This is a genomic window from Kitasatospora sp. NPDC024654 (assembly GCF_055559155.1).
The window spans coordinates 204684-225874 of record NZ_JBVHLF010000003.1 but is presented as its reverse complement, the minus strand read 5'-3'; the positions used below and the strand labels follow the sequence as shown (position 1 = coordinate 225874).

The window sequence follows — 21191 nt, the reverse complement described above, 5'->3', positions numbered from 1 at the left end:
GGGGTGGGAAGGAGGGAAGGGGTGGGGGGGAGGGAACAAAGCCCGAGGGAAAACACCCCCCCCCCCCCCCCCCCCGGGCCCCCCCCCCCCCCCGGACCGACAACGGGCGATCAGTAGCGGTACTGCTCGGCCTTGTACGGGCCCTCGACCGGGACGCCGATGTAGTCGGCCTGCTCCTGGGTCAGCACCGTGAGCTTGACGCCCAGTGCGTCCAGGTGGAGGCGGGCGACCTTCTCGTCCAGGTGCTTGGGCAGCACGTACACGCCGATCGGGTACTGCTCGGTCTTGGTGAACAGCTCGATCTGCGCGATCGTCTGGTTCGCGAAGGAGTTGGACATCACGAACGACGGGTGCCCGGTGGCGTTGCCCAGGTTCAGCAGCCGGCCCTCGGACAGCATGATGATCGTGTGGCCGTCGGGGAAGCGCCACTCGTGGACCTGCGGCTTGACCTCGGTCTTCACGATGCCCTCGAGCTTCGCCAGACCGGCGATGTCGATCTCGTTGTCGAAGTGGCCGATGTTGCCGACGATCGCCTGGTGCTTCATCTTCGCCATGTGCGAGGCGAGGATGATGTCCTTGTTGCCGGTGGTGGTGACGAAGATGTCGGCGATCGAGACGACCTCGTCCAGCGTGGTGACCTGGTAGCCGTCCATCGCCGCCTGCAGCGCGCAGATCGGGTCGATCTCGGTGATGATCACCCGGGCGCCCTGGCCGCGCAGCGACTCGGCGCAGCCCTTGCCCACGTCGCCGTAGCCGCAGACGACCGCGACCTTGCCGCCGATCAGCACGTCGGTGGCCCGGTTGATGCCGTCGATCAGCGAGTGCCGGCAACCGTACTTGTTGTCGAACTTCGACTTGGTCACCGAGTCGTTGACGTTGATCGCCGGGAAGAGCAGCTTGCCGTCCCGGTGCATCTCGTACAGCCGATGGACACCGGTGGTGGTCTCCTCGGTCACGCCCTTGATGGTCGCCGCGACCTCGGTCCACTTGGCCGGGGACTCGGCCAGCGTGCGGTTGAGCAGCTCGAGGATGATCCGGTACTCGTCGTTGTCCGCGGTGGACGGGTCCGGCGCCTCACCGGCCTTCTCGAACTCCACGCCCTTGTGGATCAGCAGCGTGGCGTCACCGCCGTCGTCCAGGATCATGTTCGGCGTCTGGCCTTCCGGCCAGGTCAGCGCCTGCTCGGTGCACCACCAGTACTCCTCCAGCGTCTCGCCCTTCCAGGCGAAGACCGGGATGCCCTGCGGGTTCTCCGGGGTGCCCTCCGGGCCGACCGCGATGGCGGCGGCCGCGTGGTCCTGGGTGGAGAAGATGTTGCACGAGCACCAACGGACCTCGGCACCCAGCGCGACCAGGGTCTCGATCAGCACCGCGGTCTGCACGGTCATGTGCAGCGAGCCGGTGATCCGGGCCCCCGCCAGCGGCTGCGCCGCCGCGTACTCCTTGCGGATCGACATCAGGCCGGGCATCTCGTGCTCGGCGAGCTCGATCTCCTTGCGGCCGAAGGGGGCCAGGGAAAGGTCGGCGACCTTGAAGTCACCGGAAGGGTTGGACGACATACGTCAGCTCCTAGCTGCGCGGAACGGATGGGCCAAGGTCCCGTGGGTGCCGCGGAACGCGCCCGCTACTCGGGTACGGCGAACGGGCGGTGCGACCACCGCCCGCGACGACGCAGGGACGCCGCGCTCCAGCACCATCCGTCGGAGGACCTCTCTCCCTCGACCGGGCGGGCGGCGGACCGCGCGCACTCGATCGACCGCCATCAGCAGCGACGTTCGGCTCAGGGACGAATCTACACCGAGGGCCCGCGGCGATGGGCGGGTACGGCGGGATCCGGCCGCGCGGAGGGGCCGGCTCAGTGCCCGGCCGGGCCCGGTCCGCCCGGGGTGGCCGCCGGATCCGGGCCGGCCGCCGCCTGCTCGGCCGAGTAGACGTCGGGCTCCAGGTAGATCGCCCGGGCGATCGGCACGGCCGACCGCACCCGGGCCTCCGCCGCGTCGATCGCCACGGCCAGCTGGGCGGCGGTGGCCTCCGCCCGGACCCCGACCTTGGCCGCGACCAGCAGTTCCTCCGGCCCGAGGTGCAGGGTGCGCAGGTGGATCACCCGGGTGAGCGAGCGGCCGTCCACCAGCGCCGCCCGGACCGCCGCCACCACCGACCGGTCGGCGGACTCCCCGATCAGCAGCGACTTGGTCTCCAGCGCCAGCACCACCGCGATCACCACCAGCAGCAGGCCGATCGTCAGCGTGCCCAGGCCGTCCCAGACGCCGTCGCCGGTGAGCACGGTCAGCCCGACGCCGGTCAGCGCCAGCACCAGCCCGATCAGCGCGCCGGTGTCCTCCAGCAGCACCACCGGCAGCTCCGGCGCCTTGGCCCGGCGGACGTACGCGACCCAGCCGGCCGTGCCCTTGGCCCGGCCCGCCTCGCGGTAGGCGGTCCGGAACGAGAGGCCCTCCATCACAAGGGCGAAGGCCAGCACTCCGACCGCCCAGGCCCAGCCGCGCAGCTCGTGCGGGTGCCGGATCTTCTGGTAGCCCTCGTAGACGGCGAACAGCCCGCCGACGCTGAACAGCACGATGGCGACCAGGAAGCCGTAGACGTACCGCTCCCGGCCGTAGCCGAAGGGATGCTCCTCGTCCGCCACCCGGGCCGCCCGCCGGCCGCCGATCAGCAGCAGCACCTGGTTGCCCGAGTCGGCGACCGAGTGCACCCCCTCGGCGAGCATCGAGGACGACCCGGTGAAGGCGAACGCGGTGAACTTGCCCAGTGCGATCGCCAGGTTGGCGCTCAACGCGGCGACCAGCGCCCGGCTGCCGCCCTCGGTGCTCACCGCGACTCGCTCAGAGCGTGACGGTGGCGCGGAACAGCACGCCGGTGCCGCTCAGCAGGGTGTCCCGCCCGCTCGCCGGCAGGTAGGCGGACTGGCCGCGCTCCAGCGTCAGCGTCTCGCCGGCGCCGGTCAGCCGCACCGAGCCCTCGGTGCAGAGCAGGACCTGGGCCACCCGACCGGACACCGCGCGCTGCGGGCCGTCGGCGGTCAGCCGGTAGCGGGAGAGCCGGAACTCGTCGATCGGGACGGCGAACAGCTCCTCGCCGTCCTCCCCCGCGACCGGGCCGCGCACGCCGGCCTCGCCCGCCTCGAAGCGGACCACCCGGAGCAGCTCGGGCACGTCCACGTGCTTCGGGGTGAGACCGCAGCGCAGCACGTTGTCGGAGTTGGCCATGATCTCCACGCCGGTGCCCTTGAGGTAGGCGTGCGGGATGCCCGCGCCCAGGTAGAGCGCCTCGCCGGGCTGCAGCCGGACGTGGTTGAGCAGCAGCGCGGCCAGCACGCCGGCGTCGTCCGGGAAGTGCTTGGCGGCGTACGCGTAGCCGGACCAGGCGGGCGCCCAGGGCGAGCCGGGCTGCTCGACCAGCGCCCGGTCCAGCGCCAGGGCCACCTCCTTGACGGTGACGGCGACCACCGCCGGGTCGGTGGAGAGCACGGTCGCCACCGCCTCGCGCAGCGCCTGCTCGGCGGGCTTGGTGCGCAGCAGGTCGATCAGCGGGGCCAGCCCGGGGACGGCCAGCTGCTCCATCAGGTCGGCCGTCGCCAGCGGGTCGCGGAAACCGCACAGGCCTTCGAACTCGTCCAGCGCGCAGATGAGTTCGGGCTTGTGGTTGGCGTCCTTGTAGTTGCGGTGGCCGGCCTCGACCGGCACTCCGGCGGCCTCCTCGGCGGCGAAGCCGGCCTTGGCCTGGGCCAGGTCCGGGTGCACCTGGAGGGAGAGCGGGATCTCCGCGGCCAGCACCTTGAGCAGGAACGGCAGGGTCGGGCCGAACTTCTCCACCGCCTCGGCGCCCAGTTCGCCGACCGGGTCGGCGGCGATCACCTCGGCCAGCGAGCGCGGGCCCTCGCCGCGGTCCACTCGGGACGGCTCGCCGGGGTGGGCACCGAGCCAGAGCTCGGCCTGCGGCTCGCCGGTGGGCCGTACGCCGAGCAGGGTCGGGATCGCGGTGGTCGAGCCCCAGGCGTAGGGGCGGACGGTGTTGACGAGGCGGTCCATGGGCGGGGCCCTGCTCCTTGCGTCGAGGCGGCTTCGCTGCCGTTCTGCTGCTTTTCTCCCGGTTCGGGCCCTCAGACCCTAACCGACCTGGGCTCAGCGGCCCGCCCCACCCGCCAGTCCCAGATAGACCGTGGCGAAGTCGGTGAGCGCCACCAGCTCGGCGAAGGCCGCCAGCGGCTGGGGGCGCAGACCGGCGAACTCGGTGAGCCGGACCTCGTGGTCGGCCGCCAACCGCTGGGCGCGGCGCACCGCGTGGCCGGCCGGCGCCGGCTCCGGGACGGCCTCCGGCGGGACCTCCTCCACCGCGGCGGGCTCCTGCGGGGTGTGCCGCAGCAGCAGCACCTGCAGCATCAGCGGGTCCGGCTCCTCGACCCGGTCGCGGAAGAAGTCCTCCGGGTCGGCGCCGGTGCCGAGCTGCCCGGTGAACATGCCGCGGTGCGCGCCGAGCACCTGCGGCAGCCGTCCGGTGACGGCGGGCCGGCCGGCCCGGTCGGCCAGCTGCTCGGCGAAGCGCTCGGCCGCCGCCGCGGCGACCGGGCCCTCGCTCCAGATCAGCGGGACGGTGCCGGAGAGCTGGGCGGCCAGGCCCTTGGCCTGGTTGAGGTAGGCGGCGGCGTCCGGCCGGTAGCGGACGGCCAGCTCGTCCAGCAGGTCGGCGGTGGCGGCCAGGTCGGCGGCGCCCTGCTCCAGCACGCCGAGCCGGTCGGCGAGCGCGAGCAGCGGGGTGAGGAAGGCCCAGAGCGCGGCCGGGTCCTCGGCCGGCAGGTCGCGCTCGGCGGTCTCCGCCGTCGGCTCCTCGGTGGTCGCCGACACGAACGACAGCGGCAGGGCGCGCACCTGAAGGGCGGCCTGGGCCAGCGGGCGGCCCTCGGGGGCGATCACGGTGATCGCGCAGCCGCGGGCGTAGGCCTGCTCGGCGAGGGTGATCAGACCGGCCTCGGTGCCCGCCGCGGAGGCGATCACCAGCAGGTCCAACGGGCCTGCCCAGCCGGGAAGTTGCCAGGTCAGCCCAGCACTGAACGGGTCGCCCGGCGGGGCGGGGGTGACGTCCAGCGGGGCGACCGGCTGGACCAGGGTGCCCGTGCCGGCCAGCGCGGCCAGCGCGGCGGCGGCGGTCAGCGCGCCGCCGTGACCGGCCACCAGGACGGCCCGCGGGCGGCCGTCCGGCCGCAACTGCGCCAGGCCTGGCTCGACCTGCCGCAACGCGGTCCGGATCCGGGCCCCGGCACCGGCCAGGGCGAGCAGGGCGTGATCCCGGTCGGCGCGCTGCAGGGCGGCCGGGTCGTCGAGCAGGCTGTCGTCGAGCATGCGGCCGGCCTCCGGGCTGGCAGAAGCGGACGGGATCAGGCGGGGCGGCGGGCCTCGTCCACCAGGAGGACGGGGATGCCGTCGCGGACCGGGTAGACCAGGCCGCAGCCGTCGCCGGTGCAGACCAGCTCGGGCTGCTCGGCGGAGCCGGCCTCGGTCAGCTTGGCCCGGCACTGCGGGCAGACCAGGATCTCCAGGAGGAACGGTTCGACGGTCATGGGCGGGCTGCTCCAGTGCTTCGGACGGGCGGCGGGACGCGACACGTCCCGACCGGTAGCCACCCTACCGGCCGACCACCCCCTCCTCACGGCAGGCGGGTGAGGAGCGGGCGGTCGTCGGCGGCCCCGGCCGTCTGGCGGTGACGTCAGGCGCGGACCACGGCGAGCACCGCGTCGCGCAGCTCGGCCATCTTCTTCGGGTCCTTGGCCTCGACGTTCAGGCGCAGCAGCGGCTCGGTGTTGGACGGGCGCAGGTTGAACCACCAGTCGTCGCCGGCGATGGTCAGCCCGTCCAGCTCGTCCACCGTGACGCCCTCCTGCGAGGCGAACTCGGCGCGCACGGCCGCGGTACGGGCGGCCTGGTCGTCGACGGTGCTGTTGATCTCACCGGAGGCGGCGTAGCGGTCGTACTCGTGGGTGAGCGCGGAGAGCGTGCCCTCCTGCTCGCCGAGCGCGGCCAGCACGTGCAGCGCGGCCAGCATGCCGGTGTCGGCCCGCCAGAAGTCGCGGAAGTAGTAGTGCGCGGAGTGCTCGCCACCGAAGATCGCGTTGGTCTCGGCCATCTCCTGCTTGATGAAGGAGTGGCCGACCCGGGTGCGGACCGGGACGCCGCCGTGCTCGCGGACCACCTCGGGGACGGTCCAGGAGGTGATCAGGTTGTGGATGATCGTCGGATTGTCCTCGCCGGCGGCCTGGGCCCGGGCGATCTCGCGGACCGCGACCAGCGCGGTGATCGCGGACGGGGAGACCGGCTCGCCGCGCTCGTCGATCACGAAGCAGCGGTCGGCGTCGCCGTCGAAGGCCAGGCCGATGTCGGCGCCGACCTCCTTGACCTTGGCCTGCAGGTCGACCAGGTTCTTCGGGTCGAGCGGGTTGGCCTCGTGGTTCGGGAAGGTGCCGTCCAGCTCGAAGTACATCGGGACGACGTCCAGCGGCAGGCCGTCGAAGACGGTCGGGACGGTGTGGCCTCCCATGCCGTTGCCGGCGTCCACCACGACCTTGAGCGGGCGGATGGCGCGCAGGTCGACCAGACCGAGCAGGTGGTCGGCGTAGCCGCGCAGGGTGTCCTGCTGGGTGACCTTGCCGGGCTCGACCTCGACGCTCGGGACGGTCACGGTGTCGTCCTCGTTGATCCAGCTCTGCACCAGCTCGCGGATCTCGGCCAGGCCGGTGTTCTCGCCGACCGGGGCGGCACCGGCGCGGCACATCTTGATGCCGTTGTACTGGGCCGGGTTGTGGCTCGCGGTGAACATCGCGCCGGGCAGGTCCAGCTTGCCGCTCGCGTAGTACAGCTGGTCCGTGGAGCAGAGGCCGATCTCGGTGACGTCCGCACCGCGAGCCGCCGCGCCCTCGGCGAAGGCGCGCGACAGGCCCGGGGAGGAGGGCCGCATGTCGTGCCCGACCACGATCGCCTTGGCACCGGTCACCTGGACGAACGCTGCACCGAACGCCCGGGAGAGGTCCTCGTCCCACTGGTCCGGGACGACTCCCCGGACGTCGTACGCCTTGACGAGCTGCTTCAGGTCGCGCACTGCGGCTCCACCCTGGTCTGTGTGTCTGGATAAGGGCTGGTCTGCCCACGGTCACGATACGTCGCCGGGGTGAGAGGGCCGTGAGTCCCCGCCCGGGCAGGGGAGCAGCGTACCGGGTACGGGTTGCGCGCCCGGAACGCCGAGTTGACCAAGTGCGGACGGGTTCCGGACCGGCGATCAGTTCTCCGGCGAGCGCAGCACTCTCAGGTGGCCGCGACGACCGGCCTCGTTCGGCCCGCCCTCCGGGCGGGGGGCGCGCTCCGGCGGACGGGCCGCCTCGCGCACCGCGTTGGCCAGCGCCTCCAGGTCGTCACTGCTGCGGCGCAGCGGGCCGGCCTCGGTGGCCAGCCGGACCACCTCCCAGCCGCGCGGAGCGGTCAGCCGCTCGGCGTGCTCGGCACAGAGGTCGTAGCAGTGCGGCTCGGCGTAGGTGGCGAGTGGGCCGAGCACCGCGGTGGAGTCCGCGTACACGTACGTCAGGGTCGCGACGGCTGGTCGGCCGCACGCGGTCCGCGAACAACGACGTACATGGCTCACGAGGGTGGACGGTACCGCACCGGCGGCCGGCTGGCTAAGACCCGGGTGGCCGAGTTGGTTCGTGTCGCGCGCGAGCGCCGCCGGTTTGCCGTTGGCGTGGTCCATTTCCTGGCCTCCAAGGACTAGGCTCGTTCCTGATATGGACAGCTCCGCACCGCCACCGCCCGCACCGCAGCCGCCCACCGGTCGGCCGCACGGTCCGCGGCGCCGTGACCGGCACGGCCGCGGCCTGCGCGGCCCGCTGGCGCCGCCGCAGGTGCCGATCTCGCTCAGCCGCTCCGAGCTGTTCGACGACTACGTACGGGAGTCGGTGGAGCGCCTGGAGCGGCGCTGGCCGCAGCTGATCGACGTCGAGTTCGCGGTGGACGAGGTCCCCGAGCAGGGCCCGGGCGAGCCGGAGCTCGCGCCGGGCGGCGGGGTGCCGCTGGGCCGGGTGCTGCCCGCCCGGCAGGGCCGCAAGAGCCAGATCGTGGTCTACCGGCGGCCGGTGGAGATCCGGGCCAAGTCGCGCGACGACCGGGCGGCGCTGGTGCACGAGGTACTGATCGAGCAGGTCGCTGAGCTGCTCGGGCTCTCCCCGGACGCCATCGACCCGCGCTACGACGAGGACTGACACCGAGTCCTCGCCGTCCCCCGCCCGCCCCGGACGCGCATCAGTGGACCAGCCCGCCCGGGTCCTGGTTGGCCTGCGGCACCTGGACGTAGCTGTGGTCGTCGGTGAGCGCCTGGATGGTGAACATCGGGATGTTGTTGGTGGTCACCGTCAGCATCCTGGCCGCCACCACCGGCCCGCCGGAGAGCGTCTCCACCGTCACGCCGTAGGGGCCGTTGCCGCCGCTCGGCTCGGGAGCCGGCAGGGAGACCGTGTTGCCGGCCGGGATCTGGACGTTCTGGGTGGTCGGCGTGCCGCCGCCGGTGCTCGCCGAGGCGGTCACCCGGACGTTGGCGGCACCACCCGTCGCGGTGAGGAGCAGGGTGGACGCGCCGCCGCCGCGGACGTCGGCCACGGTGGCCCGCTGGCCGACCGGCTGGCTGCCGGCCAGCCAGGTGGAGTCCGACTTGCCGCCCGAGCCGCGGTCGATCCGCAGCCCGGCCACCACCGGGGTCGCGTTGGCCGGGTCGGTCGGGCTCAGCCGCAGTGCGGAGACCACGCCGTTGCTGCTCTGCCCGACCCGGGTGATCGTCCCGAGGTCGACGGCGTTGACCATGCCGGCCTTGACGTGGATCGACTCGTGCCCGGCGGGGACGAACCAGCCGGTCGGGCCGGAGAGCTCGATCTTCAGGTCGGCGTCGTCCTGGCCCGGGGCGAAGACGATCAGCCGGGCGTCGGAGAGGTCGGCGGGCAGGCCGGGGATCACCAGGCTGGGTGCCGGGTCCGCCGAGGCGGGCAGCCAGTCGGCGCCGGCCGAGCCGTCCGCGGCGTGCAGTGCGGCACCCACCCGGCCGCTGCGCACCAGCACCTGCACGGCCAGGTCGTCGACCTGCCCGTTGGTGACGGTGGAGAGCAGGATCCGCTGCGAGCTGCCGGGGGCGACGGTGATGCCGCTGGCGGTGTCGGAGTCGACCTCGCCCTGGTCGCCGTAGATCTTCAGGTCGACCACGGCCGAGCTGGCCTCGACGTTGGTCAGGCTGACGTAGTCGTGGCGGTTGCCGGCGGTGCTCGCGCCGGTGAACCAGAAGCTGGTGCCGTCGGGGGTGCAGGTCACCCCGGACAGGCCGGTGTTGGTCTGGTCGGTGGCGACGGTGGTCTGGGTGACCGTGAAGCCCGGGGCGAAGGCGCCGGTGGCGACCGCGCTGGTGCCGGGAGCGCTGTCGCCGGAGGCTGCCTGGACGCTGACCGGGACGCCGGGCTTGGCCAGGGTGAGCCGGGCGCTGCCGCCCGACTGGCCCGGTGCGGCCGAGGAGGAGGCGGACGGCGAGGCGGACCCGGACGGCGCGGGCGAGCCCGAGGGGGCGGGCGAGGCGGGCGGGTTCACGTCGGTCACCGTCGCGCTGCCGCCGGCGGCCGAGCCGCCGGTGCCCGGGGTGAGCGCGGTGATCGTGGTGCTCCCGGTCAGCCCCTGGATCGGCGCCGGGCAGACCGCGGCCGTCCGCTCGACCTGTGCGGCGGCCGCCGCCTGGGCGGGCCGCGCCGCCGGCGGCGCGGGTGGGCGGGCCTCGGCGACACCGAACACCAGGGCCAGCACCCCGGCGGCGGCCAGCACCGACAGGCCGTTGCGGCTGCGGCCGGGGGTGGCGGAGGTCTTCGCGGTCTTGCGGGACAGGGCGGGCTTCTTCATCGCGGGTCGGCTCCGTCGTGGTGCGGGTGACCGCCGCCGTAGGAGGCGTCGTCGGGGTGGTACGGCTGCTGCCAGGTCTGGCCGTCGACCGGGTAGCCCTGGGCGGCGTACGGGTCGTAGCCGTACTGGTCGACCGGGTAGGGCTGGGCGGCGGCGCCGTCCGGGCCGTAGCCCTGGTACGGGTCCGCCACGTACTGCGGCTGCGGCGGCGGATAGCCGGCCTCGTACGGCTGTTGGCCCGCGTACGGGTCGTAGCCGTACGGGTCGGCGTGCTGGTAGTCGGCGGGCTGCTGGTACGGGTCGTACTCCAGGGTCGCCGGGTAGGGCTCCTCGGTGGCCTGCGCGGGGACGACCGGCTCGGTGCCGTAGACCCCCGGGTCGACCTCCTCGGCGGATCCCTCCGGCTCGCCCTCGCCGCGTTCGGCCAGCCGGCGGGCCCGGCGGCTACCGGGGGCCGGGGGCTCCGCCGGGGCGGCGGCCGACGCCGCGGCGGCGACCGCCTCCTCCGGCAGGTCGTCGTCGTTGTGGTTGCGCCGGCCGGGCAGCGCGAGCACCAGCACGGTGACGGCCAGCAGCACCTGGAGGGTGATCCAGCCGGTGTGCAGCGGGCTGCCGTCGCGGGTGACCGAGAGGGTACCGCCGCCGGCTGGCAGCTGGAAGCCCTGGGCCCAGCCGTCCACGGTGACCGGGGTGAGCGCGGCACCGTTGAGGGTGGCGTGCCAGCCCGGGTCGGCCTGGTCGGCCAGCCGCAGCACCCGGCCGGCCGGGCCGGCCGGGATGGTGGTGGCGATGTCCACGGTGGCGGCCGGCACCGTGACCGGCAGACCGCCGCCCGGCGTGGTGATCACCGCGCGGACCGCCGGCTCGCCGGTGACCTGCCAGATCGCGGTGCCGTTGTCCTGGCTCATCGGGGTCAGGCCGGGCGTGGTGTCCAGCACGTTCTGGACCTTGGCGATCAGCGGGTCGTGCACCACCACGTACTGCACGCCGTAGCCGGCCAGCGCGGTGGCCTGGTCGGCGCCGGAGCCGGCCAGCAGGCTGCCGACCAGGTTGTTCAGGGCCGGGCCGGTGGTGCCGGCGTCGTCCACGGTGCCCTCGGCCTGGCCGAGGGTCAGGCCGGAGTCGCGGGCCAGCGCGAAGCTGACCGAGGTGGCGCTGGCGTCCCCGGTCAGTACCAGCGCGCGGGCCCGGTCGCTGGTGCCGGCCTCCTCGGCGATGAAGGCGGGCACCTGGCTGTCGGAGGTCCGGCGCAGCGGACCGTCGGCGCCGCTGACGGCCCACCAGAACGCGGTGCCGACCGGGGCCAGCACGGCCGCGGCGAGCAGCAGCGCGGCCACCGGCTGGCGCCAGCCGAAGGCGATGCCGGCGACCCGGGCGTTGGCGCCGTCCGCGCCGATCGCCGCGGCGGCCAGCAGCGCGACGCCGCTGAGCAGGGTGGCCGGGCCTGCCCAGGCTGCCACCGGCAGACCGCCGGAGGCGGGCGTCACGGAGGTGCCGGCCACCACGACCGAGAAGAGCAGGCAGGCCCCGGCCGCCGCCCAGGCGACCAGCACCGCGCGCCGCCGGTCGGCCCGGAGCAGCGCGGCCAGCGCGGCCAGCAGCACGCCCGCCGAGAGCCAGACCGGTGGCACGCCCGCGCCACCGGGGTTGAGCAGCAACAGGCCGGCCGGGGTGGCCCGGTGGCCGTCGAAGACCGGCAGACCGGCCTCCAGCAGCAGCCGCGACGGGTGCGTGAGCACCTGTACCGACCAGGGCGCCAGCACCAGGACCGGCGCGCCGAGGATCACCGCGACCCGGGTGCCCAGCAGCCGCAGCGCGGTGAGCCCGCTGCCGTAGGCGCCGCCGCACAGCACCGCCGCGGCCAGCGCGGCCAGCGTCAGCGGCACCGCGACCGCCCAGACCAGCGGCACGAAGGCGGTGCACGCGGTGAGCAGCAGTACGGTCGTCCAGGTGGACCGCCAGCCGGGGCGCAGGCCGCGGGCCGCGGTCTCCCGGCGGATGCCCAGGCCGGCCGAGACCGCGGCGGCCCGGGCCAGCGGCGGCAGCAGCACGGCGAGCACCGCGGTGCCGAGCCGACCCTGGGCGATCGCGCCGGTGGCGGCGGGCAGCAGCGCGTAGGTGGCACTGGCCCAGGCGCGGACCAGCCGGGAGCCGATCAGCGGACGGGAGACCAGGTAGGCGCTGACCGCGGCGAGCGGGACGGAGAGCAGCAGGAGCAGCGTGACGGTCAGGTCGGCGTGGTCGAACAGCAGCCAGGAGAGCACCGACAGCAGCCCGAGGTAGGGCGGCGCGGTGGCGGTGGTGCCGGTGCCGATCGGGTGCCAGCCGCTCGCGTACATGTCCCACAGGCCGCCGGCGCCGTCCGAGGCGGGCAGCAGGGCGCCGCCGAGCAGCGATCCGCTGCCCAGCAGGTTGCGTCCGGCGATCAGCGCGAAGAGCAGCAGCGAGACGAAGAGCACCGGCGCCGGACGCCGGGCGAGCTTCCTGAGCAGCGCGAACTGCTCGACCTCCAGCACCTCGTTGTCCTCGTCGCCCGGACCGGCCTCGACCGAGCCGTGCCGGCCGACGCCGTCGTCCCCGCCGCCGATGCCGAGCGAGCCGATCGCGGTCTCGACCGCGAGCCGGGCGGTGGCGCCGGGCGCGGGGAAGAGGCTCCGGTCGTCCAGCGCCTCGTTCGAACGGGCCCCGGCACGGCGCCTACGGGCTGCCAACAGCCTTGGCAGCCGGACGAGTTCGTGGCCGAGGCCGGCGATCTCGTCGAAGGCCTGGCGGGGATCCTTGCCGATCAGGTTGGCCAGCACCCGCAGCAGGGTGCCGAGCACCAGTCGGAGCAGGACGTAGGGGAAGACCGCCCGCTTGGAGTTGGCGAGCAGGGTGTAGACCGCGCCGGCCTTGTCGACCCGGTGCGGGTGCGCGGCTCCGCAGTCGATCGCGCGGCGCTCGCGGCTGGCGGCCTCGGCGTGCCGGAGCACGGCGTCCGGGGCGACCACCACCCGGTGGCCGGCCGCGTTGACCCGCCAGCAGAAGTCGGTGTCGTCGCGCATCAGCGGCAGCGCGCGGTCGAAGCCGCCGAGCCGTTCGAAGACGTCGCGGCGGACCAGCATGCCCGCGGTGGAGACCGAGAGCACCGGGCGGACCTGGTCGTGCTGGCCCTGGTCCTGCTCGCGGCGGTCCAGGCCGGTCCAACGCCGCCCCGAACGGGCGATCGTGACGCCGACCTCCAGCAACTGCCGGCGGTCGTACCAGCTGCGCAGCTTGGGTCCGATCACGGCGGCGGACGGGGTGCTGTCGGCGACCTGGAGCAGTCGGCGCAGCGCGTCGGTCTGCGGCTCGCAGTCGTCGTGCAGCAGCCAGAGCCACTCGACCGGCTGGGTCTGCCGCGGGCCGCCGGTGACGAGGTCGTCGGCGGAGGCGAGCGGGTCGCCGAAGTCGTCCCAGGCACCGGTGACCGGGTCGTAGCCGGAGGGGTCGAGCCGGTAGGGGAGGTCCTCGGTGCGCAGCGGCGGCGCGGCGGCGGCCGCCTCGGCGACCGCGGTGCCGAAGCCGGCCCGCCGGCCGAGCACGATCGGCCCGGTCGAGGGGAGCCAGTCGCCGAGGGTGTCCCTCAGCAGTTGCAGGGAGGCGTCGGTGCTGCCGGTGTCCACTGCCATGATCCGCTGCACCTGCCGGTCCTGGCCGAGCAGCCCGGCCAGCGCCTGCGGCAGCCAGCGGGCGCCGTCGTGGCTGACGATGACGGCGGTGACCAGGTGGCGGGGGTAGGCGGGCGGGCGGGCCCCGCCGCCGAAGGGGCTCGTGGACAGCTGGGCGGACGAGGGCTGGTCTGAGTAGCCGCTCTGGTGGCTGTAGGCAGTCATCGAGTGCGCGGACCCGGTTCCGGTGGACGGCAGGTGGCGCACCACACTAACCGTTGCGGCTGGGAGGGTTGCCCACCCGGTGGCCCCCTGGCGGACGGGAAGCGGCCACCGCGGGGCGGGGCGGCGGCACTCGGACGCGGACGGCGCACGGAAAAGCAAAAGCGCCCCGCCGTCTCGGCGAGGCGCTTGCACAACTGCGGTGGATACTGCAGAGATTCTGCAAAGAGGGGTGCGGAGCTCAGACCGCGCTCTTCTTGAGCCGGCGGCGTTCGCGCTCGGAGAGTCCGCCCCAGATTCCGAATCGCTCGTCGTTCGCGAGGGCGTACTCAAGGCATTCGGAGCGGACCTCGCAGGCCAGACAGACCTTCTTGGCCTCGCGAGTGGAGCCACCCTTCTCGGGGAAGAAGGACTCCGGATCGGTCTGGGCGCACAACGCCCTTTCCTGCCAGCCGAGTTCCTCTTCCTCCTCGCTGTCCTCACCGATCAACAGCTCAAAGAGCTCGCTCATTGGCGCGCCTCCTCTGCCCCTCTTGGCGTCCCCGTGCGTGCGGCCGTCACGGCCTGGATCGGCCTGACGACACGACTGAAATTACATGTGCGTCACTCTGGCTCAGTCAAGCCGAGCTCTGGTATTGGGTCGCGAATTCACTCCCCGGAACCAAGCCACCACAAATAGTGTACATATCCGGACACAACGGACTTTCCGCAGCTCGCGTCCGACACGGTTCGTCCAGATGTCGCACATCCCCCGTTCAGAGGGGACGTGCCCGACCCCGATCCGGTTGCCGCCAGGCGTCGCCAATCGCGGACGCACCGTTCCAGCACGGGATGAACCAGGTCATCCGACGGCCTTCCCGGCGATCTTCGCATCAAACATCAGCACGGGACTTATCACCCGATCCGGTGATTCATCCCTGATCTGCCCGGAATGTCGGAAAGGGCGAGTTGACATCGGCCGCCTTCGCCCTGTCTCCTGGAGGGCATGTCGGAGTCCCTCGCCCAGCAGAGCCGCCACGTGCTGCTCCGTCGTGCCGCGAGCGCTCTGTGTTGCCGCCTCAGCTCCTGTTGTCGCTAGGCGCGCCGGCCCTCCTCTTTCTCTCCCCCGGCTTCGGTGCGCCGCTCCAGGACCGCCGAGGCCGCCCGCGCACCCCTTCCCCGTCCGCGGATCCGGCTGATCCCTCGCCCGACCAGCCGACCCGAGGACCATCCGATGCGAAGCCCACGCCCCCGCAAGCGCAACCGCGACCGCAACAAGGTCGCCCGCCGCGCCACCGTCCGGCTGCCCGCCCCGGCCCGTCCGTGGAGCGACGGGCTGAGCGACGTGAGCATCGCCGGCGACCCGCTCGCCTTCCCGCACCTGGCCCGCACCGACCTGCCCGGCCACCCGACCACCGTGGCCGGCTACGCCCGGCTGGTCCGCGAGATCGCCGCCGACCGCGCCCGCTGGGAGCCGCTGGTCCGCTACGACGCGCTCACCCGCTGGTACGCCCGCTTGGAGACCGGCCCCGGCTACGAGGTCTGGCTGCTCAGCTGGCTGCCCGGGCAGAGCAGCGGGCTGCACGACCACGGCGCCTCGTCCGGCGTGATGACGGTGGTTCAGGGCGAGCTGGTGGAGCGCTCGTTGGTCCCGCCGCGCCACCCGGAGGTCGCCGGTGCCGCCGGTGTCGCGGCCCACGTCGAGCGGACCCGGACGTTGCGCCCGGGCGGCCGCCGGGTCTTCTCCGCCGGCTACCTGCACGAGGTGGTCAACGCCGCGCTGGAACCCGCCGTCAGCATCCACGTCTACACCCCGGGGCTGACCGAGATGAACCAGTACGGCGCACCGGTGGCCGAGCTGGAGTCCCGGTTGTCCTGAGCCCTCCCGCTCCTGACGCCCGGTCGGGCGGCCACGGCTGGCAGGATGGGCGCATGCGTATCGTGGCACTGGCCGGCGGAATCGGCGGGGCGCGCTTCCTGCGCGGCCTCAAGGACGTGGTGGCCCCCGGGGACGAGATCACCGTCATCGGCAACACCGGGGACGACATTCACCTGTTCGGGTTGAAGGTCTGCCCCGACCTGGACACCGTGATGTACACCCTCGGCGGCGGCATCCACGAGGAGCAGGGCTGGGGCCGGGCCGACGAGACCTTCGCGGTCAAGGAGGAGCTGGCCGCCTACGGGGTCGGACCGTCCTGGTTCGGCCTGGGCGACAGGGACTTCGCCACCCACATCGTGCGCACCCAGATGCTGGGCGCCGGCTACCCGCTGAGCGCGGTGACCGAGGCGCTCTGCCACCGCTGGCAGCCCGGCGTGCGGCTGCTGCCGATGAGCGACGACCGGGTGGAGACGCACGTCCGGATCACCGACGAGGCGGGCACCCGGGCGGTGCACTTCCAGGAGTACTGGGTCAAGCTGCACGCGGCCGTCGACGCGGAGGCGATCATCCCGGTCGGAGCCGACACCGCCAAGCCCGCGCCCGGCGTGCTGGAGGCGATCGCCGCGGCCGACGTGATCCTCTTCCCGCCGTCCAACCCGGTGGTGAGCATCGGCAGCATCCTGGCCGTGCCGGGCATCCGCGCGGCGGTGGCCGGAGCGGCGGCGCCGGTGGTCGGGCTCTCGCCGATCATCGGCGGCGCGCCGGTCCGCGGCATGGCGGACAAGGTGCTGACGGCGGTCGGCGTCGAGGCGAGTGCCTCGGCGGTCGCGCTGCACTACGGCGCCGAGCTGCTGGACGGCTGGCTGGTGGACGAGGCGGACGCGGACGCGGTGGGCGCGGTCGAGGCGGCCGGCATCCGCTGCCGGGCGGTCCCGCTGCTGATGAGCGACCCGGCCGCGACCGCCGCGATGGCGCGGACCGCGCTGGAGCTGGCCGAGCGGGTGCGGGCGTGAGCGCCGGGGTCGAGCTCCTGCCGGTGGCCGGGCTGCCCGAGATCGAGGCCGGCGCCGACCTGGGCGCGCTGATCGCCAAGGCCGCCGACCTCACGGACGGCGACATCCTGGTGGTCACCTCGAAGATCGTCAGCAAGGCGGAGGGCCGGCTGGTGCACGCCGCCGACCGCGAGGCGGCCATCGACGCCGAGACCGTCCGGGTGGTCGCCCGGCGCGGCGGCGCCCGGATCGTCGAGAACCGGCAGGGCCTGGTGATGGCCGCCGCCGGCGTGGACGCCTCCAACACCGCCCCCGGCACCGTGCTGCTGCTGCCGGTCGACCCGGACGGCTCGGCCCGCGCGCTGCGGGCCCGGATCCAGGAGCTGACCGGCCGCCAGGTCGCCGTGGTGATCACCGACACCTTCGGCCGCCCGTGGCGCAACGGCCTGACCGACGTGGCGATCGGCGCGGCCGGCCTCTCCGTGCTGGACGACCACCGCGGCCGGGTCGACAGCCACGGCAACGAACTGACGCTCACCGTCACCGCCACCGCGGACGAGCTCGCCGCCGCCGGCGACCTGGTCAAGGGCAAGACGACCGGGACCCCGGTGGCGGTGGTGCGCGGCCTGGCCCGGCTGGTCACCGAGGCGGACGGCGACGGCACCGGCCCGCTGATCCGCCGGGCCGCCGACGACATGTTCCGGCTCGGCACCTCCGAGGCGCTGCGCGAGGCGGTGACCCTGCGGCGGACCGTCCGCGCGTTCACCGAGGATCCGGTCGACCCGGCCGCGGTCCGGCGGGCGGTGGCCGCCGCGGTCACCGCGCCGGCTCCGCACCACACCACACCCTGGCGCTTCGTGCTGGTCGAGTCGGCGCGGGCCCGGACCGAACTGCTGGACGCGATGCTCGCCGCCTGGCGGCGCGACCTGCGCGAACTGGACGGCTGGGACGAGGCCAGGGTGGCCCGCCGCACCGCCCGCGGCGACGTGCTGCGCAACGCGCCGTACCTGGTGCTGCCCTGCCTGGTGATGGACGGCTCGCACGACTACCCGGACGCCCGGCGGGCCACCGCCGAGCGCGAGATGTTCACCGTGGCGATCGGCGCGGCGGTGCAGAACCTGCTGGTCACCCTGGCCGGTGAGGGCTACGGCTCGGCCTGGGTGTCGTCCACCATGTTCTGCCGCGACACCGTCCGCGCGACCCTTAACCTGCCCGCCGACTGGGACCCGATGGGGGCCATCGCCGTCGGCCGCCCCGCCGAGGCCCCCCGGCCCCGGCCCGACCGGCCGGCCGACCCGTTCGTGACGGTGCGCTGAGCGGGGTCCGCCGGCCGGGTGACGGCGGATCGGAGGCCCCGGTCGGCCTCACGCCGGTGCCCGCGCGCGGTAGCAGGACCACCGGGACGTCGCCGCGCACCTCGTGCGGAGGCGACGGTCACCCACCCGGAGCCGGTGCCGGCCGGTCAGCGGGAGCGGTGGTCGTTCGGGGTGAGGCGGGGGCCGTAACGCGGAGGGCGGAGGCCGGTGAGGGCGATCAGGCGGCAGACCCGGTGGCGGTGCGGGGCGTAGGGGGCGAGCAGGTCGAGCAGCTGGGCGTCGTCCGAGCGGGGGCGGCCGGCCAGCGCCCAGCCGACGATGTTCGGCAGGTGGTAGTCGCCGACCGAGACCGCGTCCGGGTCGCCGTTGCTGCGCTGCAGGCACTCCGCCGCCGTCCACTCCCCCACGCCCGGGACGGCGGTCAGCCGGGCCACCGCGGCGGCCGGGTCGAAGCCGGCCGCCTCCTCCAGTCGGGGAGCCAGCCGGGCCGCCCGGACCACGGTGGCCGAGCGCTTGGGGTCCACGCCGGCCCGGTGCCAGGCCCAGGACGGGATCATCGCCCACTTCCGGGCCGACGGCGCCACCCGCATGCCCTCGGCCGGGCCCGGCGCCGGGGTGCCGAACTCGTGCAGCAGCAGCCGCCAGGCGCGGTAGGCCTCGTCCGAGGTGACCTTCTGCTCCAGCACGGCCGGCACCAGCGACTCCAGCACCAGGCCGGTCCGGCACAGCCGCAGCCCGGGGTTGGTGCGCTGGGCCTCGCGCACCCGGCCCGGCGGCAGCGCCAGACCCGACGGGTCGTCAGTGGCGCCGAGCAGCACCGGCAGGCGGTCGAGCAGCCACTCGGCGCCCGGCCCCCAGGCCTGCGCGTGGACCTCGCCGGACCGGGCGGCGACCCGCAGCGTGACGGGGCCGGCCGGCGTGCGGGAGGCCCGCCAGACCGCGCCGTCGCCGGTGACCCGGCAGGCCGGATCGCCCGGGCCACGGCGCAGCGGGGCGAGGGTGCGGTGCAGGTCGAGCGGGTGGCCGGGGCGCCAGACCCGCTCCGCCGGGGCGTCGTTCACCCGTCCAGTCTCCACCCGCCCGGCGGAGCCCCGGACGGGACCTAGCGGCCCTGGAGGTGGGCGGCGGCGGTGCGGACGTCCGGGAGGCGGCGGTAGAGGGCCTCGCCCGGGCAGTCGGTGCTGAAGGCGTCCCGGTGGCCGGAGATCGCGGCGAAGGTGTGCGAGATGCCCTTCGGGTAGCGGCTGCGGTCGGAGGCGGAGACCAGCGCGGCCTTGCCCCGGGCGTCCTGTCCGGTCAGGCCCAGCTTCCAGGCCGCGACCCGGGCGATCCCGTCCAGCAGCCGCTGCGGCGGCGCGTCGGAGTCGTAGCTGCCGAGCGCGGCCACGCCGGCCGAGTCGCTGTTGAAGCCGAGGGTGTGCGCGCCGAGCACCGGGAGCGTGACGCCGCCGGCCCGGCCCTCGTAGACCGTGCCGCAGCGGTCGACCAGGAAGTTGTAGCCGATGTCGCGCCAGCCGTTGGCGACGACGTGGTACTGGTAGATCGACCTGATCACCTTGGGCGAGTCGGCGCAGCGGTAGTCGTTGCCGGTGTCGGTGTGGTGGACGAAGACCTCCCGGACGTCGTCGGTGTAGTCGACGCCCGGCTGGCGCAGCGTCTCGTCGGCGCCCCAGCCCGCGCGCAGCACGATCGCGGGGCGGGGCACGGCGTGCGACGAGGTCGGAGCGCGGCCGGGCAGCACCCGGTCCCGGGCCGGCCCGCCGGCCGGATCGGCTCCCGGGTCCACCAGGTCGACCCGCAGCCCGGTCGGCAGCGGCCCCCGCCCGGCGACCCGGACCTCGACACCGTCGCTGGAGCCGACCCAGAGCGGGGCGGTGGCGCCGCGTGGGTGCCGGCCGTTGGCCGGCTGGGCACCGCCCGGGTCGGCTCTGTCCTCGGGCTCGACGGCCAGCGGACGCCAGCCACTCCACCCACCGCGCCCGCCGTCCCCGTCCTCCGCCCGGTGGGTACGGACCTGGACCGTGCCGTCCCAGACCGCCGCCGGATCGTCCCAGCTCACCCCGAGCAGCGAGTACCGGGGCGTGCCGCGCGCCCGGAGCCCGAACGGCGCGAGCGCCGCGCCGCGCGCGGTCGGACCGAGCGGCGTCAGCGGCAGCGCGGTGGTCCGGGCGGCGGCCGCCCGCGGTATCCGCGGACCGGTCCCGACGGGCACCGCGGCGGCGGCGGTGGGCAGCAGGGCGACGCCGAGCAGGGAGGCGATGGAGGTGAAAGAGGCGAGAGAAATCCGCATAAATGGGAGCATGGATGTATATCACCTCGCTCGCCACCCGCCCTCGACGCCATTTCTGACGGACCATCGACAAGATCACCCGCGCCGCGGGGTACCTCCCCTCCGCTCGCCGGGAGGCCTTAGGCTGGGGTGCACCATGACTGCGCCTTTCGCTGCCGACGCCCGCACCCCTGCCGACCTGCTGCGAGCCGCCCTCGACGAGGACCCCGCACGCCCTCTGGTCACCTTCTACGACGACGCCTCCGGGGAGAGAGTCGAGCTCTCCGTCCGGACCTTCGACAACTGGGTCGCCAAGACCGCCAACCTGCTGCAGGACGAACTCAACGCCGGCCCCGAGGACCGCGCCGCGCTGCTGCTGCCGGCCCACTGGCAGACCGCCGTCTGGCTGCTGGCCTGCTGGTCGGTCGGCGTCACCGCGGTGCCGGGCGGCGTGCCGGCCGAGGCCGACCTGGTGGTCAGCGGCCCGGACGGACTGCAGGCCGCACAGGACTGCGAGGGCGAGCGGGTGGCGCTGGCGCTGCGCCCGCTCGGCGGCCGGTTCCCGCAGCGCCCGGACGGGTTCCTGGACTACGCCGCCGAGGTGCCCGGCCAGGGCGACCGCTTCGCGCCGTACTCCCCGGTGGTCCCGCAGACCGTGGCGCTGGAGACCTCGGTGGACGGGCTGCCGCTGAAGCTCTCCGGCGAGCAGACCGTGCAGCTGGCGCGCGAGGGGGCGGCCCGACTCGGGCTCTCGCGCGGCTCGCGGGTGCTCAGCACCCTCCCGTACGAGGACTGGTCCGGCCTGGAGGCCGGGCTGCTCGCGCCGCTGGCCGCGGGCGCCTCGGTGGTGCTGTGCCGCAACTCGGCCGACCTGACGGAGGATCAGTGGCAGAGCCGGATCGAGTCGGAGCGGGTGACCGTCCGGCTCGGCTGAGCCCCCGTCCCACGGGCGGCGTCCCCTCGGGGCGCCGCCCGTCGGCGTTTC

General features: G+C 74.5%; 17 protein-coding genes. 5 read left to right on the top strand and 12 right to left on the bottom strand.

The window, feature by feature from the left end; genetic code table 11:
* Positions 1–110 precede the first annotated feature (110 nt).
* From ahcY to ACZ38L_RS03390, 7 genes are all read right to left on the bottom strand, one after another.
* The gene (gene ahcY, locus ACZ38L_RS03420; RefSeq protein ID WP_465688757.1) at positions 111–1559 is read right to left on the bottom strand and encodes an adenosylhomocysteinase; all 1449 of its coding nucleotides are present in this window, start codon (positions 1557–1559) and stop codon (positions 111–113) included.
* Between the two features lie 296 nt (positions 1560–1855).
* Positions 1856–2830, bottom strand: coding sequence for a cation diffusion facilitator family transporter (locus ACZ38L_RS03415; RefSeq protein WP_465688756.1), 975 nt, complete (start codon positions 2828–2830; stop codon positions 1856–1858).
* 10 nt (positions 2831–2840) lie between these two features.
* Positions 2841–4046, bottom strand: coding sequence for a mannose-6-phosphate isomerase, class I (gene manA, locus ACZ38L_RS03410; RefSeq protein WP_465688754.1), 1206 nt, complete (start codon positions 4044–4046; stop codon positions 2841–2843).
* Between the two features lie 93 nt (positions 4047–4139).
* A complete protein-coding gene (locus ACZ38L_RS03405) occupies positions 4140–5354 on the bottom strand; it encodes an SIS domain-containing protein (RefSeq protein ID WP_465688752.1) in 1215 nt (404 codons plus the stop codon).
* Positions 5355–5389: 35 nt separating this feature from the next.
* A complete protein-coding gene (locus ACZ38L_RS03400; protein WP_465688750.1) occupies positions 5390–5572 on the bottom strand; it encodes a Trm112 family protein in 183 nt (60 codons plus the stop codon).
* Between the two features lie 146 nt (positions 5573–5718).
* Positions 5719–7104: a phosphomannomutase/phosphoglucomutase gene (locus tag ACZ38L_RS03395; protein WP_465688748.1), complete on the bottom strand. Its 1386-nt coding sequence runs from the start codon at positions 7102–7104 to the stop codon at positions 5719–5721.
* A 177-nt stretch (positions 7105–7281) separates the two neighbouring features.
* A complete protein-coding gene (locus ACZ38L_RS03390; protein WP_465688746.1) occupies positions 7282–7641 on the bottom strand; it encodes a DUF3499 domain-containing protein in 360 nt (119 codons plus the stop codon).
* A gap of 139 nt (positions 7642–7780) precedes the next feature.
* On the opposite strand from ACZ38L_RS03390, the gene ACZ38L_RS03385 reads away from it, so the two are divergent.
* A complete protein-coding gene (locus tag ACZ38L_RS03385; protein WP_465688744.1) occupies positions 7781–8254 on the top strand; it encodes a metallopeptidase family protein in 474 nt (157 codons plus the stop codon).
* A 40-nt stretch (positions 8255–8294) separates the two neighbouring features.
* Here the strand turns inward: ACZ38L_RS03385 and ACZ38L_RS03380 are convergent, their stop codons facing one another.
* From ACZ38L_RS03380 to ACZ38L_RS03370, 3 genes are all read right to left on the bottom strand, one after another.
* A complete protein-coding gene (locus tag ACZ38L_RS03380) occupies positions 8295–9920 on the bottom strand; it encodes a DUF5719 family protein (RefSeq protein ID WP_465688742.1) in 1626 nt (541 codons plus the stop codon).
* Positions 9917–13774, bottom strand: coding sequence for a glycosyltransferase family 2 protein (locus ACZ38L_RS03375; RefSeq protein WP_465688740.1), 3858 nt, complete (start codon positions 13772–13774; stop codon positions 9917–9919). Before ACZ38L_RS03375 ends, ACZ38L_RS03380 begins: the two co-directional genes overlap by 4 nt.
* 238 nt (positions 13775–14012) lie before the next feature.
* Positions 14013–14282 (bottom strand): WhiB family transcriptional regulator, encoded by a 270-nt coding sequence (locus tag ACZ38L_RS03370; RefSeq protein WP_396555166.1) that lies wholly within the window; start codon positions 14280–14282, stop codon positions 14013–14015.
* Positions 14283–14984: 702 nt separating this feature from the next.
* Here ACZ38L_RS03370 and ACZ38L_RS03365 point away from each other — a divergent pair.
* From ACZ38L_RS03365 to ACZ38L_RS03355, 3 genes are read left to right on the top strand one after another with little or no spacing between them, the layout of a single operon-like run.
* Positions 14985–15629 (top strand): cysteine dioxygenase, encoded by a 645-nt coding sequence (locus ACZ38L_RS03365; RefSeq protein WP_465688738.1) that lies wholly within the window; start codon positions 14985–14987, stop codon positions 15627–15629.
* Between the two features lie 53 nt (positions 15630–15682).
* Entirely contained in the window at positions 15683–16642 is a 960-nt protein-coding gene (cofD, locus tag ACZ38L_RS03360; RefSeq protein WP_465688736.1) for a 2-phospho-L-lactate transferase, read from the top strand.
* A complete protein-coding gene (locus tag ACZ38L_RS03355; RefSeq protein ID WP_465688734.1) occupies positions 16639–17937 on the top strand; it encodes a coenzyme F420-0:L-glutamate ligase in 1299 nt (432 codons plus the stop codon). Before cofD ends, ACZ38L_RS03355 begins: the two co-directional genes overlap by 4 nt.
* A 146-nt stretch (positions 17938–18083) precedes the next feature.
* Here ACZ38L_RS03355 and ACZ38L_RS03350 read toward each other — a convergent pair whose 3' ends face one another.
* Positions 18084–18998: a DNA-3-methyladenine glycosylase family protein gene (locus ACZ38L_RS03350; protein WP_465688732.1), complete on the bottom strand. Its 915-nt coding sequence runs from the start codon at positions 18996–18998 to the stop codon at positions 18084–18086.
* A 41-nt stretch (positions 18999–19039) separates the two neighbouring features.
* Positions 19040–20227, bottom strand: coding sequence for a peptidoglycan recognition protein family protein (locus ACZ38L_RS03345; protein ID WP_465688730.1), 1188 nt, complete (start codon positions 20225–20227; stop codon positions 19040–19042).
* Positions 20228–20363: 136 nt separating this feature from the next.
* Here ACZ38L_RS03345 and ACZ38L_RS03340 point away from each other — a divergent pair, with 136 nt between their 5' ends.
* On the top strand, positions 20364–21140 hold the full coding sequence (locus ACZ38L_RS03340; protein ID WP_396555178.1) for a TIGR03089 family protein: 777 nt from the start codon (positions 20364–20366) through the stop codon (positions 21138–21140).
* Positions 21141–21191: the final 51 nt, after the last annotated feature.

Coding starts and splice junctions, on each gene's coding strand:
- ACZ38L_RS03385 (WP_465688744.1), top strand. CDS start 7,781: ATGGACAGCTCCGCACCGCCACCGCCCGCACCGCAGCCGCCCACCGGT.
- ACZ38L_RS03340 (WP_396555178.1), top strand. CDS start 20,364: ATGACTGCGCCTTTCGCTGCCGACGCCCGCACCCCTGCCGACCTGCTG.
- ACZ38L_RS03375 (WP_465688740.1), bottom strand. CDS start 13,774: ATGACTGCCTACAGCCACCAGAGCGGCTACTCAGACCAGCCCTCGTCC.
- manA (WP_465688754.1), bottom strand. CDS start 4,046: ATGGACCGCCTCGTCAACACCGTCCGCCCCTACGCCTGGGGCTCGACC.
- ACZ38L_RS03345 (WP_465688730.1), bottom strand. CDS start 20,227: ATGCGGATTTCTCTCGCCTCTTTCACCTCCATCGCCTCCCTGCTCGGC.
- ACZ38L_RS03370 (WP_396555166.1), bottom strand. CDS start 14,282: ATGAGCGAGCTCTTTGAGCTGTTGATCGGTGAGGACAGCGAGGAGGAA.
- ACZ38L_RS03405 (WP_465688752.1), bottom strand. CDS start 5,354: ATGCTCGACGACAGCCTGCTCGACGACCCGGCCGCCCTGCAGCGCGCC.
- cofD (WP_465688736.1), top strand. CDS start 15,683: ATGCGTATCGTGGCACTGGCCGGCGGAATCGGCGGGGCGCGCTTCCTG.
- ACZ38L_RS03380 (WP_465688742.1), bottom strand. CDS start 9,920: ATGAAGAAGCCCGCCCTGTCCCGCAAGACCGCGAAGACCTCCGCCACC.
- ACZ38L_RS03365 (WP_465688738.1), top strand. CDS start 14,985: ATGCGAAGCCCACGCCCCCGCAAGCGCAACCGCGACCGCAACAAGGTC.
- ahcY (WP_465688757.1), bottom strand. CDS start 1,559: ATGTCGTCCAACCCTTCCGGTGACTTCAAGGTCGCCGACCTTTCCCTG.
- ACZ38L_RS03400 (WP_465688750.1), bottom strand. CDS start 5,572: ATGACCGTCGAACCGTTCCTCCTGGAGATCCTGGTCTGCCCGCAGTGC.